12 protein-coding genes are annotated in these 15,580 nt (G+C 50.7%); 7 read left to right on the plus strand and 5 right to left on the minus strand.

All coding sequences use genetic code 11. The annotated features are described in order from the left end of the window. Positions 1-104: 104 nt before the first annotated feature. Both LQ777_RS23880 and crcB read right to left on the minus strand, forming a co-directional pair. Complete coding sequence (locus tag LQ777_RS23880) at positions 105-1,526, minus strand: M14 family zinc carboxypeptidase (RefSeq protein ID WP_232560430.1); 1,422 nt, start codon at positions 1,524-1,526, stop codon at positions 105-107. Positions 1,527-1,598: 72 nt separating this feature from the next. Beyond that, positions 1,599-1,988 carry a fluoride efflux transporter CrcB gene (gene crcB, locus LQ777_RS23885; RefSeq protein ID WP_232560431.1) on the minus strand — a complete coding sequence of 130 codons (390 nt, stop codon included), beginning with the start codon at positions 1,986-1,988 and terminating at the stop codon, positions 1,599-1,601. Between the two features lie 129 nt (positions 1,989-2,117). Here crcB and LQ777_RS23890 point away from each other — a divergent pair, with 129 nt between their 5' ends. Then, positions 2,118-3,422: an APC family permease gene (locus LQ777_RS23890; RefSeq protein ID WP_232560432.1), complete on the plus strand. Its 1,305-nt coding sequence runs from the start codon at positions 2,118-2,120 to the stop codon at positions 3,420-3,422. Positions 3,423-3,511: 89 nt separating this feature from the next. Here LQ777_RS23890 and LQ777_RS23895 read toward each other — a convergent pair whose 3' ends face one another. The 3 genes from LQ777_RS23895 to msrB all read right to left on the minus strand — a co-directional run bounded on the left by LQ777_RS23895 (position 3,512) and on the right by msrB (position 8,156). Next, positions 3,512-4,795: a D-alanyl-D-alanine carboxypeptidase/D-alanyl-D-alanine-endopeptidase gene (locus LQ777_RS23895; protein WP_232560433.1), complete on the minus strand. Its 1,284-nt coding sequence runs from the start codon at positions 4,793-4,795 to the stop codon at positions 3,512-3,514. A 60-nt stretch (positions 4,796-4,855) separates the two neighbouring features. Then, a complete protein-coding gene (locus LQ777_RS23900; protein ID WP_232560434.1) occupies positions 4,856-7,531 on the minus strand; it encodes a T9SS type A sorting domain-containing protein in 2,676 nt (891 codons plus the stop codon). Positions 7,532-7,748: 217 nt separating this feature from the next. Next, positions 7,749-8,156 carry a peptide-methionine (R)-S-oxide reductase MsrB gene (gene msrB / locus LQ777_RS23905; protein ID WP_232560435.1) on the minus strand — a complete coding sequence of 136 codons (408 nt, stop codon included), beginning with the start codon at positions 8,154-8,156 and terminating at the stop codon, positions 7,749-7,751. A 157-nt stretch (positions 8,157-8,313) separates the two neighbouring features. Here msrB and LQ777_RS23910 point away from each other — a divergent pair, with 157 nt between their 5' ends. The 6 genes from LQ777_RS23910 to LQ777_RS23935 all read left to right on the plus strand — a co-directional run bounded on the left by LQ777_RS23910 (position 8,314) and on the right by LQ777_RS23935 (position 15,580). Beyond that, positions 8,314-10,239 (plus strand): RecQ family ATP-dependent DNA helicase, encoded by a 1,926-nt coding sequence (locus LQ777_RS23910; RefSeq protein WP_232560436.1) that lies wholly within the window; start codon positions 8,314-8,316, stop codon positions 10,237-10,239. 170 nt (positions 10,240-10,409) lie between these two features. Then, positions 10,410-10,865, plus strand: a complete 456-nt coding sequence (locus tag LQ777_RS23915) for a DUF2141 domain-containing protein (RefSeq protein WP_232560437.1) — start codon at positions 10,410-10,412, stop codon at positions 10,863-10,865. A 164-nt stretch (positions 10,866-11,029) separates the two neighbouring features. Then, the gene (locus LQ777_RS23920; protein WP_232560438.1) at positions 11,030-11,896 is read left to right on the plus strand and encodes an SDR family oxidoreductase; all 867 of its coding nucleotides are present in this window, start codon (positions 11,030-11,032) and stop codon (positions 11,894-11,896) included. A gap of 58 nt (positions 11,897-11,954) precedes the next feature. Beyond that, positions 11,955-12,557 (plus strand): gluconate 2-dehydrogenase subunit 3 family protein, encoded by a 603-nt coding sequence (locus LQ777_RS23925; RefSeq protein WP_232560439.1) that lies wholly within the window; start codon positions 11,955-11,957, stop codon positions 12,555-12,557. Between the two features lie 62 nt (positions 12,558-12,619). Next, positions 12,620-14,158 (plus strand): GMC family oxidoreductase, encoded by a 1,539-nt coding sequence (locus LQ777_RS23930; protein ID WP_232560440.1) that lies wholly within the window; start codon positions 12,620-12,622, stop codon positions 14,156-14,158. A gap of 81 nt (positions 14,159-14,239) precedes the next feature. Then, positions 14,240-15,580, plus strand: a complete 1,341-nt coding sequence (locus LQ777_RS23935; protein ID WP_232560441.1) for a family 1 glycosylhydrolase — start codon at positions 14,240-14,242, stop codon at positions 15,578-15,580.

A 15,580-nucleotide genomic window follows, 5' to 3' on the forward strand; every position in this document is an offset into this window, starting at 1 on the left:
TTAGTAGACAGAATCTTAACCATTCCTTAACACGATTAAGATTATTCTGCCGATGCCAGAGGATAGTTTATAATAAAGTGGATTATTAAATTTTTAGCGCTTGATTATTCGGCTATGCCGTTACACCGTTTACCTGACTCGTCAATAGTATCGCCCCAGAACCCGTTGACAAACTGGTATATAATCTGATTGTCTTTCAGCAACAGGAAAGTCGGAATCTGGTCAATAGCAAGGGGTTGCGCGGGCAGATCGCCTTCGTATAGTAAGTGAACCGGATGCTGAGGGTACCAATCGTCAGGCTTCTGTCGAACCTTGAATACAGAGATCCCCTCGCGTCTAAGCGACACAGCATCAAGCTGTTGCAAGTCGGCAGCAGAGTTTAAGGGTTCGGCGTATACATGAGCTGGAACAAGCGTTAAGCCCGTTGCATCAATTTCATTTAATCCATGAAATGTTGACAGGTCACCAATGTCGTCGATGACGCTTTTGTAGCGAAACCCACCGTTGCTGGTGTTGATTTCATTGTGAAAAATTCCGACATCTACCGTAACCGCCTGACCCTCCCGAACAACGGTTGCATTGCGAATAAGTACATCAAAGAGTAGGCGTCCGTTTTCGGGAATGCGTTGGTAATCGGCGGTATCTTCCCGTTTATACGAACCATCGGCAATCGCTTTCAACGCCGTCAGGATAGCCACAAAATTCAGCCGCCGGATAATCATCTTCTCAACGTCACCTTTATAGCCGCCCGATTCAACCAAAACGAGCGTCGTTCCCCACTTTTGAATATTATCACCGAAAGCCCTCGGTTCAAACTCATCATCAAAGCGACCTACCTGCCCCGGTACGAATTGCTGCACAACCTGGTTCATACCTACAATGAGTTGCATGGATCGCTCGCGAACTTCGTTGACATTCCGTTCTTCGTTGTAAGCTGTCGCCAGAAATGACATAACGGCCTGCTTTCCCGTCTTTCCTACACTGTACCGGGGATTTTGATCGTGGAGATTAAACCCAACCAGTGGCTGTAAGGTCTGTTGCAGCTTCTTCAGCAAAGCTCCCTCCGGCGTTTGTAGCCGCAGCGCATCCCGGTTCATATCAATGTCCGTCGCGGTACGACGCTGAAACCGTTCGGCTCCGTCCGGATTGAGCATGGGTACGAAGTAAAGGGTCGTGTTGGCTAAGACTACTTCCCGAAAGTCATCGAACCCATCATCGCTGGCCTTTAGAAAGTTAAAAATATCAAACAAAGCCATTGTTGCCGTTGCTTCATCGCCGTGCATCTGCGACCATAGCAGTACTTTATGAGTACCCGTTCCAGCCTTGACCTGATGAATGGACCGCTTCTCCAAAGATTCGCCAATCTGGCTAACCTCAAACGGTGTCTGACCGCTGAGTGAGTTGAGCAGCGGTACAATGTCTTTGTGTTTGAAGCGACGGTGTAGTAAGGTTTGTTCCTTGTATGTATCGTGCGCATCGTGCAGGCGACGCGCTATAGTCTGATCTTGTGAGGCAATTGAAGTCATTAGCCGAAAGAAACCCTTGTAAATTTCCGTGTAAGAAAGCTTTTCCTACAGACGATCTGTAGGCTATCCAGTTCATAATTTCTGACCAACCAATAAACCTCCGGTTGAAGCCAGCAGGCACAATACTACGTTCAAGCCGATGTTGAGCAGTGCAACACCCATCCGACCATTTTGCAGCAGCAGAACGGTATCGTTACTAAAACTAGAGAACGTGCTCAACCCTCCACAGAAACCAACACCGATCAGCAAGCGCATATCTTCGCCGGTCGTGCGCCCCAACGCCCAGCCCACTACAGCTCCCAGAACAGCACTTGCTACTATATTAACGAGTAGGATAGCGATTGGAAACGGTGAACCAGATAACGTTGCCGGAACAAACCGTCCAGCGAGGTAGCGTACCAGACTACCGATTCCGCCACCGGCAAATACCAGCACGTAAGGATGCGTGAGGAGGGTTCTCATGCGAGCAAACTTACAAAAAATCACCCATGCGTTGCGACAAGCGGGCAATCTGTTCATTTCAGCCACTTTTTCGCTATCATTGTAGGATAACCTACCTCGACGAACCGAAACGTTGTTTTCCGCCAACCTATGGCTCAAAACCAATTAAAAAAACTGTTAGGCGTCGGCTTCGGCGTGGCCGTAACCATCGGCGGAACAATTGGCACCGGCATTTTGCGAAAACCAGGTCCTATTGCTCAAGATGTTGGAAATCCTTCTTTGATTATTGCCGTCTGGCTTGTTGTTGGCTTATACGCGCTTATCGGTTCTTTATCCGTCATGGAGTTGGGAACTATGCTACCCAAAGCCGGAGCCTGGTACGTATACGCCCGCCGGGCGTTTGGCAATTACGCCGGTTTTATCATTGGCATCAGCAGCTGGCTCGGTAGCGTTTCGGCGATGGCCTTCGGTGCAGCGGTTATGAGTGAGTACATCGGCCTGCTTTCTCCTTCGTTGGTCGATCACCAAAAACTAATCGCTGTTAGCATTTTGGTGGCTTTCGTCGCCTTTCACTCCGTTGGTGTTCGTCTGGCGAGTCGGGCGCAGGAGGTTATGAGCGTGCTGAAAGCCGTTGGCTTACTCGCTTTTGTTATCGTTTGTTTCGCTGTAACGCCTGATACGAACACAACCCTTTCGACGGACACGGTTCGACCACTGGCCGAGGGCGGTATCTGGCTGGGTATTTTAGCGGCTTTACAATCCGTTTTCTACACCTACGACGGCTGGCATACGGCGGCTTATTTTACGGAGGAAGATGTAGATCCTAGTCGTAATCTACCCCGGTCTATGATCAGTGGGGTCTTGTTAATTATTGGCATTTACATTCTGGTCAATCTGGCGTTGTTGTATGTGCTGCCCATATCGACGCTGGCGGGCTCGAAGCTACCGGCGGCAGATGCGGTTCAGCTATTATTTGGACCGGGGAGCGCGCAGGTTGTGACGTTCCTGCTGATGATTTCCATTATGGGTATTATCAACGCCCAGATTATGTTTAATCCACGCGTCATTTTCGCGATGGGACGCGATGGGTTGTTTTTTCAGTTCGTTACAAAGGTTAATGACGGTGGTACACCCATCAACGCTACCATTCTGACCGCTTTGGCGTCGATCCTGCTGATTCTGACCAATACCTATAGCAAACTATCGGATATAGCGACGTTTTTCTTTGTGCTATGCTACGCGGCAAGCTTTGCCGCACTGATTCGCTTACGGCAAACGGAGCCAGAATTACCGCGACCGGTCCGTGCATGGGGTTACCCGTTTACAACCTGGTCCCTACTGATTGCATCGCTGGCATTTCTGATCGGTGTCGTTATTGGTGATTTTTCCAGCAGCTTGTACGCGATTGGCTTTATCGCCGTGAGCTACCCGATTTACAAACTGGTTATTCGCTGATGAGTGATTTGCTGTGGATTTATAGATTCATACGCCGTATCTCCAAGACACGGCGTACGATCTACAAATTCACAGCAAGTCAACTAACCTCAAAACTGATCATGGATTATTCTTAGCAATTCGGCTGTCCGGCGTCGCATTTCACTGACAGGCTGCGTAAAGTTATTATGCATGATACTGAAATACAGCGTCCGATTTCGTTTTGCCAACACGTAGCCGCTCAGGTTATAAACACCACTCATGGAACCTGACTTTGCGAAAATGTACGGCTTTTCGGTAGTGGTGATAGAACGTAACGTACCCGACTGACCAGCGGACGGCAACAGCGCGAACAGCCGTTTCTGCGGTACTTTGGCCGCGATTTTTTTAAGCAAATCAACGAGCGTGTTCGGCGTAAAGAGATTATAGCGCGATAAGCCAGAACCATCTACCCATTTTGCCGATGGAGCGGGATAACGCAAACTATCAGCAACCCGTCGCAATTCAGTCAGCGGCTCTAGTTGACTGGGTTGTCGCTCGGCAGACGCCATGAAAAGTACTTGCTCGGCAAACTGGTTATCGCTTACCTGCAACATTCGTTTGTACAGTGAATCGGTCGATGTACCCCGCACCAGTTGCGCATCCAGCGACACCGGCACGTTAACTACCGTTATCGGATGATGGAGCGTATCTGCCAGCAATTGAGCCGCTAACTGGGGCGACCACCGAAACGGAACGTCCTGCCGACTTGGTCGGACACTTGCGGATCGGATAAACTGGTTGCTAAACTCAGACCGCCGTACGTTCGGACTGGCCTGATCAGTAACCCGAACGCTATCGGCAAACCGGCGAGGACTCACCATACCGTTTTTGAAACGCGCAACGTTGCCAAAAAGAGGTAACGAAGCCAGTTCAGGCGAATAATCATCGTTGTAGTCATCCCAGGCCCAGCCCGCTCCAAAACGCGGGCCGTTGTAGTTAGCCGCCGAAAAATACAATTGTTCCGGTCGGTTCCGCAGAAAAGCCAGTAGCGTTGTATCCGGCAAATCAGGGTGTAGCAAAAGCGGATTACCCGTTCCCCAAAAAATCAGTGAATCGCCTTGGGTCGTACCTTTTCGAATGCTGTAGCGAAACGCCGGTAGCGAATCGGGCAATGACAAAAGCCCAGCGTAGAAGCTAAACAGCTTTGTGTTCGACGCGGGGATAAACGGCTTGTCGGCATTATGCTGAATCAACATCCGTTGCTTGCCGGGATCGTACAAGGCGACACCCGTAAAATGATCGGTGTACGCAGGCTTGGTACGAAGATCACGCGTGATGCGCCGAGCCGGTGAACAGTTCAGCAGCAAACCAACGCAGAAAAGCAGTAGAGCCGTTTTTTTGAACATAGTCATGCGTGCAGGACTCAGCTTATCGTGTTAACAGCGATCAACCGAATTCGGTAAATCGACGGACTAACGCGCAATAATAACTTTTTGCGTCAGTACCGATTCGCCCGTTTGCAGCTTCAGAAAATAGATACCCATTGGCAACTGGCTCATGTCTACTTGTTCGCTCAGCTTTCTGCCACTTACTTTTAGCTTCAGTTGCCGCAACATCTGCCCGGTGGCACCAGTAATCGACAAGCCTACTTCACTAACAGGCTTGATTAGCTCCGCTTCCAGTTGAACACCACCGCTACTGATCGGATTCGGGTAAACAGAAAATGTACCCGCGCTAATTGGCTCGTTCGCCAGTACGGGCGGTGCGGGCACCTGAATCTGCAAATTGTCGATGGCCCAGCCCCAGCCGTGCGCCAGTTGATCAGCGAAAAGTCGGAAGCGGATCAACACCTGGTCATTCGCTTTGAAATTGCCGTTACTCAGTAGCGAAAACTCGTGCCGTTTGTAAAGCGCGGGCGTACCAACTGTAGCAGAATTAGTCTCTTGGGCCGTTGCGCCCTTGACAAGATTGTTGTTGTAGGCCGCGTACCAGTTGTACTGATTGTTTGAATTGTAACCCGTCAGGAAAGGCTTCCAGGTACGTCCGTTATCGCTCGATCCTTCTACAACCACGTAATCATAAAAGCCTGACTTGCCGAATTCACTACCCGCGTCGCTTGGCTCGACCAATACGATCTCGTCAAAACGCATTACGGCGCTATCCGGATTGGTCTTGATTCTGACCGGAGCGAGCAGCACATATTCGTAGTTGCTTTGCGCTTTAAAATCGGACCCGTTCTGATACGGGTGCTCCGAATGAATGGCAGGATCAGCGAAACCCGACGGAGTAGCTATACCAAATCGATACCCCGCAAAGTCGGCGGCAGCGCTGGCGTCCTGAAAGGTATTGACATAGCGATCAACAGGTACTTTAGGCGCTACGACGGTTAGTTCATAAAAGCCCGTCTTCGGACTGACGGTCTGATTTTTTGCGCGCGATGCATCACGCGCTACGATTCGATACGTGATTTTATCACCGGCTTTCAGCGAATTTGCCGGAAAAACGATTCGATTGCTGTAGATGCTATCATAGGGTGTACCATCAACCGTAAATGCACCGAGAACCAGTGGAAGTTTTGGCTGATTAACACCATTAACTTGATAATCTATATAAACAGAATCAATATTCGTGTTTACATAGGCTACACTTCGATCATCCGATATACCAGCGTTAACCGGCAAACTATCGGCTACGGCGGGGTTGAAAATGAAGTTTTTGGTCGGGCTATAGGTAATGGTAGGTGGTACGTTGTCTGGGCCGAAACGTACGTTGTGAAGATCCTGTACATTGTTAGGCAGCTTACCCGGATTGGTGAACGTTCGTCCAGATGCATCCTGCACCCGGAAGTAATACCAGATGTCGCCTTTAGCAACGCTGGCGGGCATTGTGTACGTGTACGTCGATGTACTTCCCGCTACCAGCGTCGGCGTTATGGCAGTGAAGGCCGTGTCCGTGGCGGTAGGTGCCGATTTCCGATAAAGCAACCGCACAGAACCCGGCGTTAGCAGGGTATCGCTGACAACCGTAACCCGAAAAACGGCGTCTTTATCGTCTTCAGTACTAGCCAGCTTTTTGTGCAACAGCGACGTAGTTTTCCATTCGATATCTTCCAGGAAACTCAGAACCAGCGGGCCGGGCGAGTGAATGGCTTCAGCATTCGCAATCTTCGGAGTCATTAATGAATTTATATCGCTTCGAGCATAGGTTGTTTCGTCTAAGTGATACAAACTAGACCCTCTGTCAAAGACGGACGGCGCGTACAACTTGGCACGCGTACCAGTCTTTTTGCGTAGAATCGGGCCGTTCAAAAACAGATTGTCGCCCGTTAGCTGCCGGAATAGCTGGATTGAATTATCGGGAAATGTCGTCGTTTCGGCAACCAGCCGTTGCCCCTGATTAGTTTCGATAAAGTGATCGAACACCGACGAATAAGGACTTGTCAGGTAAGTTCCGCTGGTTCCTTCCGAGCCGAAATAACCAATGAAACCAAGGCCATGACCTATCTCGTGTAAAACGACCGTCACCAGATCGCTTTGTCCGGCGGGTGTTCGCTGGTCTATGCCGTAATACCAGTTGTTGTTCTGGTTAAAATCGGCTTTGATGTCTGGAACAGTAGGGCTGTTCAGTTCACGACGGGCTATCTTCTCAGCCAGCGCAATCGGGTACAATCCGTAGGCCTTCTGTGCTCCGCCCGAATCTAATTCAAAACCCGCCCGGATCTCAGCCGGACCAGCCGAACCAAGTACACCCCGGCTTTGCGAAACCCAGTTGGCCTGAATACGAATAGGAACAGGCGATGAAATAAGCGTACTCCAGATGTCAACCGCGTATTGAAAGGCTTTTTGCGCTTCGGGCGTAAACCCGTTGTACGTAACGAGGAAGGTTGCGGTAGCCGCTTTCCGTAGGTTTGGATTCTGGCGAGCCCGTAGAAACGCTTCGGGAGGAGCGATCTGCGTAAAGGCGTTCTGTTCAGATTTATAGCAAATGGTTTTGGGGGCAGCATGGTCCATCCGGAGTTTTCGCACAAACTGTTCGTAGACGCCTGACCCCTTTGGTATTTGCTGGGCCACCGCCGAATTTGCCAGCAGCGAACCGACCAGCGCTGTACCAATCGCGAGGACGCGTACTGATGTTACCCCTAAACGCATGAGAGCAATAAAATTAAAGTCAATAATCTGCTTTTGGATTGATGAACGATCTGGTCTATACCCTGGCATAGGGGCCAAAACATAAGACACGTACCGCAGGTGTATATTATTTGATCAATACCTGACGCCTTAAAACAAACGTTCCTACTGTTGTGATGACTAAAGTAGCCACCACAACAGTAGGAACAAAAATGATTTCTTCCTTTTTCTCCTGAATTTATTCTGTATCGACCGTTCGTTTGAGGACCAGTGATACCGAGTTGAGGCAGTACCGCATACCCGTTGGCGGGGGACCATCGTTAAAGACGTGGCCGAGGTGCGCGTCACAAACGTTGCACAAGACCTCGATGCGGAACATCCCGTAACTGTAGTCTTTTTCCAGCCGAATGCGCTCTTCTTCGATTGGCTCTGTAAAACTAGGCCAGCCGGTTCCCGATTCGAATTTTGTTTTGGATTCGAATAACTCCGTACCACAACAGACACACGCGTACACACCGGGGTCGTGCGCTTCGCAGTACTCACCCGAAAAAGCACGCTCCGTTCCTTTACCACGGGCCACCCGATATTGCTCTGGCGTCAGGATGCGACGCCACTCTTCGTCCGTTTTAATAACCTTCTGAATCATACTAGTTTCTGCGTTTACCTGACCATTTCCTTGCCAACGTAAACCATCATACTAACTGATTTGTCTTTTCTACGCTGTAAATTCGCATACACAATCTTGTTCTATGACTTCTGGCTCGTTCCAAAAGTTGTGAACTGACATTTAGAAACGATTCACCGTGACTGTTCGACAGATTTTACAGCAATTTTGGGGATACACTTCGTTCCGGCCTTTGCAGGAGGAGATCGTCAATACTGTGCTGGAGCGGCAGGATGCGCTGGTTTTGATGCCAACAGGCGGTGGTAAGTCGATCTGCTTTCAGGTGCCGACATTGGCCATGAAGGGCGTCTGCATCGTTGTGACCCCGTTGATTGCCCTGATGAAAGATCAGGTCGAACAGTTACGCAAGCGAGGAATTCCGGCGTCTGCTATTTACTCCGGCATGCATTACCGCGAGATAGACACGGCACTCGACAACTGCATCTACGGCAATACCAAATTTCTGTACGTTTCGCCCGAACGGTTGCGAACCGAAATTGTCATCGAGCGGGTAAAGCAGATGACCGTGTGTCTGCTGGCCGTTGATGAAGCGCACTGCATTTCAGCCTGGGGGTATGATTTTCGTCCTCCATACCTGCAAATCGCGGAGTTTCGTGAGCTTATTCCCGATACACCTGTTATCGCCCTGACCGCATCGGCAACGCCCGACGTTCAAGCCGATATTCAGGAAAAACTAGTTCTACACGGCCCCGACGGTGGCCCCCCTGCGGTCTTTCGGCAGACGTTTGCCCGGCCCAACCTGTCTTATTCTGCCGTTCTGGAAGAAAGTAAAGAGTCACGGCTGTTCAAGATCTTGCAGAATGTGCCGGGTTGCGGCATTGTCTACGTACGCAGCCGTCGGCAAACACAGCAGATAGCCCAGACGCTTTACCGGCAGGGCATCTCGGCGGATTTTTATCACGCTGGCCTGAGTACGCAGCAACGCGCTGAAAAGCAGGACGCCTGGATTCAGAACCGCACGCGCGTTATGGTAGCCACCAATGCGTTCGGTATGGGGATCGACAAGCCCGACGTGCGGGTTGTGGTGCATCTTGATGTGCCTGACTCGCTCGAAGCCTACTATCAGGAAGCCGGACGAGCAGGACGCGACGGGCAAAAAGCCTACGCGGTTATGCTGTACACACGGAATGATCTGGAAAACCTGCGCTACCGAACCGAGCAATTGTACCAGCCGGTCGATATGCTGCGTCGCGTGTATCAGGCGCTGGCTAATTACACCGCTGTGCCCGTTGGCGGGGGGCAGTTCAGCAGTTATGATTTCGACCTGCACACGTTTACGCACACGTTTAACTTACCTGCTCAGGAAACGCACTACGCGCTCAAGCAACTTCAACTGGAAGGGTTGATTCAGCTCAACGAAAATTATTTCCACCCCTCCCGCATGATCATGGTACTGGATAATCGTCAATTGTACGAGTTTCAGGTGCTGAACTCCCGATTTGATTCCTTCCTGAAACTCATTCTGCGCATGTACGGTGGCGAGGTATTCACTGATTTCATTACGATTTCGGAGTCGGCGCTGGCGCGTGCCTATCTGGTCAATCAGGATGAGGTTGTTACGTTGCTGGAACAGCTTCATCAGCGAAACGTGCTGGTTTACGAGAAGCAGAAAGACAAGCCCCAGCTAACGTTCCTGACCCCCCGCTTCGATGCGCCAACGCTTCCGGTCAACACCCAGGAGTTGAACCGACGCAAGGAGTTGGCCCTGCGAAAAGTACAGGCCGCAACGATTTATGTTGAGCATCCGACGCAATGCCGTACCCGACTATTACAAGCCTACTTCGGCGAGAAGCCGGGCGAAGCCTGTGGTATCTGCGACAACTGCATTAAAAAGCGTAAGAGTCACGAGGTGGGAGCGTCGGTGGTGCGCAAACAGGTTCGGGAGTACGTTGCGATGGCGAATGGTCCGGGCATATCCCCGAAACAATTGGCTCATTATTTTTCGCAAGCCGACGCTGATGCACTCGCTCAGACGTTGAAACAAATGCTGGCTGAAGAAGAAATCCGGTACACCAAAAGTGGCAATCTGACCCTAAATCAATAGCGCGAGGTACGTTTTTCCTTTGTCAATAGTCCCTGCTGTGCTCCCATCCGTCCCTCAGGTTGTAATTTATCCCAAAAGCGCGCTCTTCGTCCCTTTGATTTGCGATGGAGTTCGACGGCGAATTATGTTTGTCCTGTCGAACAAAAACAAACCCTTATTTATCATATCCCATGAAAAACCTTATCCCTACTCTCGCTTTGTTGATCAGTGTATTATCAAACGCGTTTGCAACAACCACAACTCCTACCAAACCAACCTCTGAGACGGCCACACATAAACTAACCGTCACGATCACGCAGGTCAACAAGCGGACTGGCAAGCTATACGTAGGGCTGGCAACCGATGAGGCTACCTTCAAAGGAACATCAGCAGAAACCAAAGCGGTTGACGTTCCCCCATCCGGCGAAATCACCGTAACATTCGATAACCTGCCCGAAGGTCGTTATGCCGTGCGCGTTTATCAGGATTTGAACGATAACAAAAAGATGGATTTTTCGGGTCAGATGCCTACTGAGCCATTTGGATTCTCGAACGTAGCTATGCTTATGGGACCCCCTAACTTCGATCAAAGCTCGTTTGATTTGAATGAAAGCAAAGCCGTGAAAATTATCATGATGGAGATGTAATCAACAGGCTTCTATCCGCATCAAATCATTCTTACCCCGTACAATCGAGGGGCGAAAAGTCATCCGGCAATTGGATGACTTTTTTGTTTATCAACAAAATGACACAACAGGCCGTTACCTAACCTTAACTACATGTTACTACAGTAAATTTACTCAACGCTATTATGGAACAAACGGAATTTCGGCCTCAGTCTGAAGAGATTTCAGGCCAGCAACTTCCCTACCCAGCCCGGCAGTCCGACATGGACCCGGCCCCCGACAGCGATCTCTCCAATTATAAGCCCGCTGGCAAGCTTACCGATAAGGTAGCCATCATCACAGGAGCCGATTCTGGCATTGGCCGGGCCGTAGCCATTGCCTTCGCAATGGAAGGTGCCGATGTTGCCGTCGTCTACAACGAAAACACCGACGATGCCAAATACACCCAACGGATTGTTGAAAGCAAGGGCCGGTCGTGCCTACTCATCAAAGCCGACGTGCGGGATTCAGCAGCCTGTCAGAACGCTGTGCAGCAAACCGTTGATCGGTATGGTAAGCTCAACATTCTGATCAACAATGCAGCCTATCAAATGGCGCAGGAGTCGATTGAGGACATCACCGAAGAACAGTTTCGCCGGACCTTCGAGACCAACATCTTTGGGTATTTCTTCATGGCCAAAGCGGCTTTACCTCATCTGCACGAAGGCGACGCTATTGTCAATACGGGTAGTATCGTTGGCATTGTCGGCAATCCAATCCTGCTCGATTATACAGCGACGAAAGGTGCAATTCACGCGTTCACCAAATCGCTGGCGATTCAGCTAGGCAAGCGTAAAATCCGCGTAAACTGCGTTGCACCCGGCCCCGTCTGGACGCCCAATATTCCGGCAACAATGCCAGAAGATGAAGTCAAAAACTTTGGGCATGAAGTAGCGCTTGCCCGTCCCGGACAACCCGAAGAGCTGGCTCCCGCCTACGTATTGCTGGCATCCAGCGAGGGTAGTTTTATGACGGGCAGTATTGTGGAAGTTACGGGCGGCAAACTCGGATAAATCCGACACCGGTATGCTTTAGTAGCTTCCAGCGTGCATTCATCTAACACAACTAATCATGCACTTCCATTATCCGCCGGGCACCGTCCGGGCGCTGCTCAATACGAACGAGGTTACCGAAGCGACTCGCCAGGCCTTACTGGAACGGCTCAACGCCCTTCCTCGCCAGCCTACCTTCTTCTCAAACGATGAATTTGTCTTACTCCAGGCGATCTGTGATCGATTGATTCCCCAGGATGATCGCCCGGAGCCTGTTCGCATTGCCGATAGTATCGACGAACGGCTTTCGCAAAACAAAGCCAACGGCTGGCGTTACGATATAATGCCGAACGATGGCGACGCGTATAAGCTCGGCTTGCAGGGTATCAATGAAAGTGCCATGATCCTCCATCAACAGCCTTTTCTTAGCCTGTCGGGTGATCAGCAGGATGAGGTTCTGAAGGCGGTGCAGGAGATGGAAGCCCCCGGAAAAACGTGGGAACAGCTACCTGCGGACCGTTTTTTTGAGGAACTGCTGGCCGAAGCGGTCGAACAGTACTACAGTCACCCACTGGCGCAAGAGGAAATTGGCTATGTCGGTATGGCTGATACCCAAACCTGGAAACGAATCGGCCTAAACCAACTGGAAGATCGTGAGCCAAGAGCCGTGAACGGCGAATAAGTCAACTACTGAGAACGTATAGCCGTGATTAATCACGGCTATTTCTTACTATTCATGCAACAATGCCTTACAAAACATCTGATATTGTCGATGCCGTCGTCATCGGGACGGGGGCGGGTGGCGCTCCTTTGCTGGCCCGCCTGGCAAAAGCAGGTCTGAAAGTCGTCGCGCTGGAAGCCGGTAAGCACTGGAACCCGGCCCAGGATTTTCCAACCGACGAGAAAGCCCAGGATAAGCTGTTCTGGAACGACGAACGCTTAAGCGCGGGAAACGACCCACTTCCTTTTGGCAACAACAATTCGGGCACGGGTGTCGGTGGATCAACGCTTCATTACACGGCTTACACACCGCGTGTTCACCCTGATGACCTGCGGATTCGAAGCGAGTTTGGCGTTGGCGCGGACTGGCCCATTGGCTTCGATCAGATCGAATCTTATTACGACGAGATTGAACACTTTATTGGCGTTTCCGGCCCATCGTTTTACCCCTGGGGCCCGGCGCGTAAACGTTCGTATCCCCTGGGCCCACTCCCAATAAACGGTGCAGGCCAACTGATGGAGCGCGGCTGTGCAGAAGTAGGCATCAGAACTTCTCCGGCGGCTAACGCAGCGCTGTCGGCAGGTTACTATCAGGAGGGTGTCGGCCACCGGCCCGGTTGCGCCAACCGAGGATTTTGCCAGGCAGGTTGTAACATCGGCGCAAAAGCCAGTATGGATGTGACGTACATCCCTCTGGCCATGCATTACGGAGCCGAAATTCGGCCAGAAAGTTTTGTTACTCACCTCGTTAAAAACGATGCGGGCAAAATCAGTGAGGTCGTCTACATCCGAAACGGGCAGGAAGAGCGGCAACGGTGCCGGTACGTCTTTCTGTGCGCGGGTACCATCGAGACCGCCCGTTTACTGCTCATGAACGGTCTGGCCAACAGCAGCGGTCAGGTTGGTCGTAACGTTATGGCCCATACTGGTCTCCAAATCTGGGGTGAATTTGACGAAGATGTGCGTCCGTACAAAGGCATTCCCGGCGCGTTGATTTCGGAGGATATGCATCGGCCAAAGGATGCTGATTTCGTGGGCGGTTACCTCCTTCAGTCCATTGGTGTTATGCCCGTTACGTATATAAGCCAGATGGCGCGGGGCCGGGGCCTTTGGGGACAGGAGTTGAAACGGGCCGCGTCGGCTTACAACCACATGGCAGGCATCAATATTTTGGGCGATTGCCTGCCCTATGAGCATAACTACATGGAACTGTCGGACGAGAAAGACAGCCGGGGTTTACCCAAGCCACGCGTTTATTTCTCCAATGGCGAAAGCGAAGAGCGAATGACAGCGCATGCTGACAAAGTTATGCGCGATATATGGGCGGCAGCCGGAGCTAAAAACATGTGGGCTTTTCCGCGTAACGCGCACGTAATTGGCACTTGCCGCATGGGGAATGATCCCGATACCGCCGTTGTAAACGCCGATGGTCAATCCTTCGATATTCCAAATTTATACATCAGTGATAATTCAACCTTTCCGAGTGCTCTAAGCGTCAATCCAGCGTTGACGATCATGGCATTGTCATTGCGGACAGCGGATCGGTTTCTGGCTCAGGGTTAATTCTTCCGGCGTTCCGCTAAGGCGAATCAACCATCGGGTCAAACGCGTACAATAAACTAGTGCACTAAATCTATCAACGTTATGAGTCAGGGAAGTTTTTTAGGAATTATAAAAAAGAAATTTGGCGACGGCAATTATGACGGCGACCAATTTGGGGGCGCTGGCGGCCACGATGGCAGCGGCCTCCCGGTGGACAATCCCAGTAATTTTATGTTTGCAACGGGTATTGAATGTTCGTACCCAACCATTGAACATGGCAAAGTTCGACGCGACCAGCTGAGAGAGTGTGGTCATTACGATCGCTGGAAGGAGGATTTAGGGCTTGTCAAAGAGATGGGGTTAAAGGTGCTCCGGTACGGTCTGCCCTATTACAGTATTCATCTGGGTCCGGGTAAGTATGACTGGAGCTTTGCCGATGTGGTCATGGCCGAAATGAAGAAGCTAGGCATAACGCCCATCCTTGATCTTTTACATTTTGGTCTACCTGACTGGATTGGTAATTTTCAGAACCCTGAACTGCCTATTCACTTTGCCGAATACGCCGAGGCTGTTGCTAAACGGTATCCCTGGGTCCGGTATTACACGCCCGTCAATGAGATTTACGTCACCGCCCGCATCAGCGGTAAGGACGGGATCTGGAATGAGCAGTTGAAAACAGACAAGGGCTTTGTTACGGCGCTTAAGCACTGCGCAGCCGCCAGTATCATGGCCAATCAGCAGATTGCCAAACACCGGAATGATGTTGTCATCGTTCAAAGTGAAAGTGCGGAGTACACGCACGAGCTTTGCGCAACACCTTCTCCCCAGACCGATTTAGAAAACGAACTACGCTTTTTGTCGCTTGATCTGCTGTACGCGAATCCACCCTCGGCAACGGTTGCGATGTACATGATGGACAACGGATTGACCCGAAAAGAATATGACTGGTTTATGGCTGGTAAACCGCCGGGCTATCAGATCATGGGCAACGATTATTACGGGCGAAACGAACGCATCAAGCTTCCAGATGGCTCCATCAAAACGTCGATGGATGTTTTGGGTTGGTACGAAATTACCCGAGACTACTACGAACGCTACCGGATGCCGGTCATGCATACGGAAACAAACGTATTTGAAGCGGATCAGGCACCAATCTGGCTTTATAAGCAGTGGGTTGGTATCATGCGCATGCGTCGCGATGGGGTTCCCGTACTCGGCTTTACGTGGTATAGCTTGATCGATCAGATTGACTGGGATATACAATTGGCAGCCGTCAAGAACAATGTCAATGCTTGCGGTCTGTATGACCTTGATCGGAAGCCTCGTCCAGTAGCTGAAGCCTACAAAAACCTGTTGAAAGAGTTCGGCCAGATTACGATTGTTCCTTACGGTGAAATGCTTGAGATGACTGATCAACCCGCCAGACTCAAAACCCAGGTTTAG

This window comes from Spirosoma oryzicola, assembly GCF_021233055.1.
GTDB classification, from domain to species: Bacteria; Bacteroidota; Bacteroidia; order Cytophagales; family Spirosomataceae; genus Spirosoma; species Spirosoma oryzicola.

Coding starts and splice junctions, on each gene's coding strand:
- crcB (WP_232560431.1), bottom strand. CDS start 1,988: ATGAGAACCCTCCTCACGCATCCTTACGTGCTGGTATTTGCCGGTGGC.
- LQ777_RS23900 (WP_232560434.1), bottom strand. CDS start 7,531: ATGCGTTTAGGGGTAACATCAGTACGCGTCCTCGCGATTGGTACAGCG.
- LQ777_RS23930 (WP_232560440.1), top strand. CDS start 12,620: ATGCCTTACAAAACATCTGATATTGTCGATGCCGTCGTCATCGGGACG.
- LQ777_RS23895 (WP_232560433.1), bottom strand. CDS start 4,795: ATGACTATGTTCAAAAAAACGGCTCTACTGCTTTTCTGCGTTGGTTTG.
- LQ777_RS23890 (WP_232560432.1), top strand. CDS start 2,118: ATGGCTCAAAACCAATTAAAAAAACTGTTAGGCGTCGGCTTCGGCGTG.
- LQ777_RS23935 (WP_232560441.1), top strand. CDS start 14,240: ATGAGTCAGGGAAGTTTTTTAGGAATTATAAAAAAGAAATTTGGCGAC.
- LQ777_RS23915 (WP_232560437.1), top strand. CDS start 10,410: ATGAAAAACCTTATCCCTACTCTCGCTTTGTTGATCAGTGTATTATCA.
- msrB (WP_232560435.1), bottom strand. CDS start 8,156: ATGATTCAGAAGGTTATTAAAACGGACGAAGAGTGGCGTCGCATCCTG.
- LQ777_RS23880 (WP_232560430.1), bottom strand. CDS start 1,526: ATGACTTCAATTGCCTCACAAGATCAGACTATAGCGCGTCGCCTGCAC.
- LQ777_RS23925 (WP_232560439.1), top strand. CDS start 11,955: ATGCACTTCCATTATCCGCCGGGCACCGTCCGGGCGCTGCTCAATACG.
- LQ777_RS23920 (WP_232560438.1), top strand. CDS start 11,030: ATGGAACAAACGGAATTTCGGCCTCAGTCTGAAGAGATTTCAGGCCAG.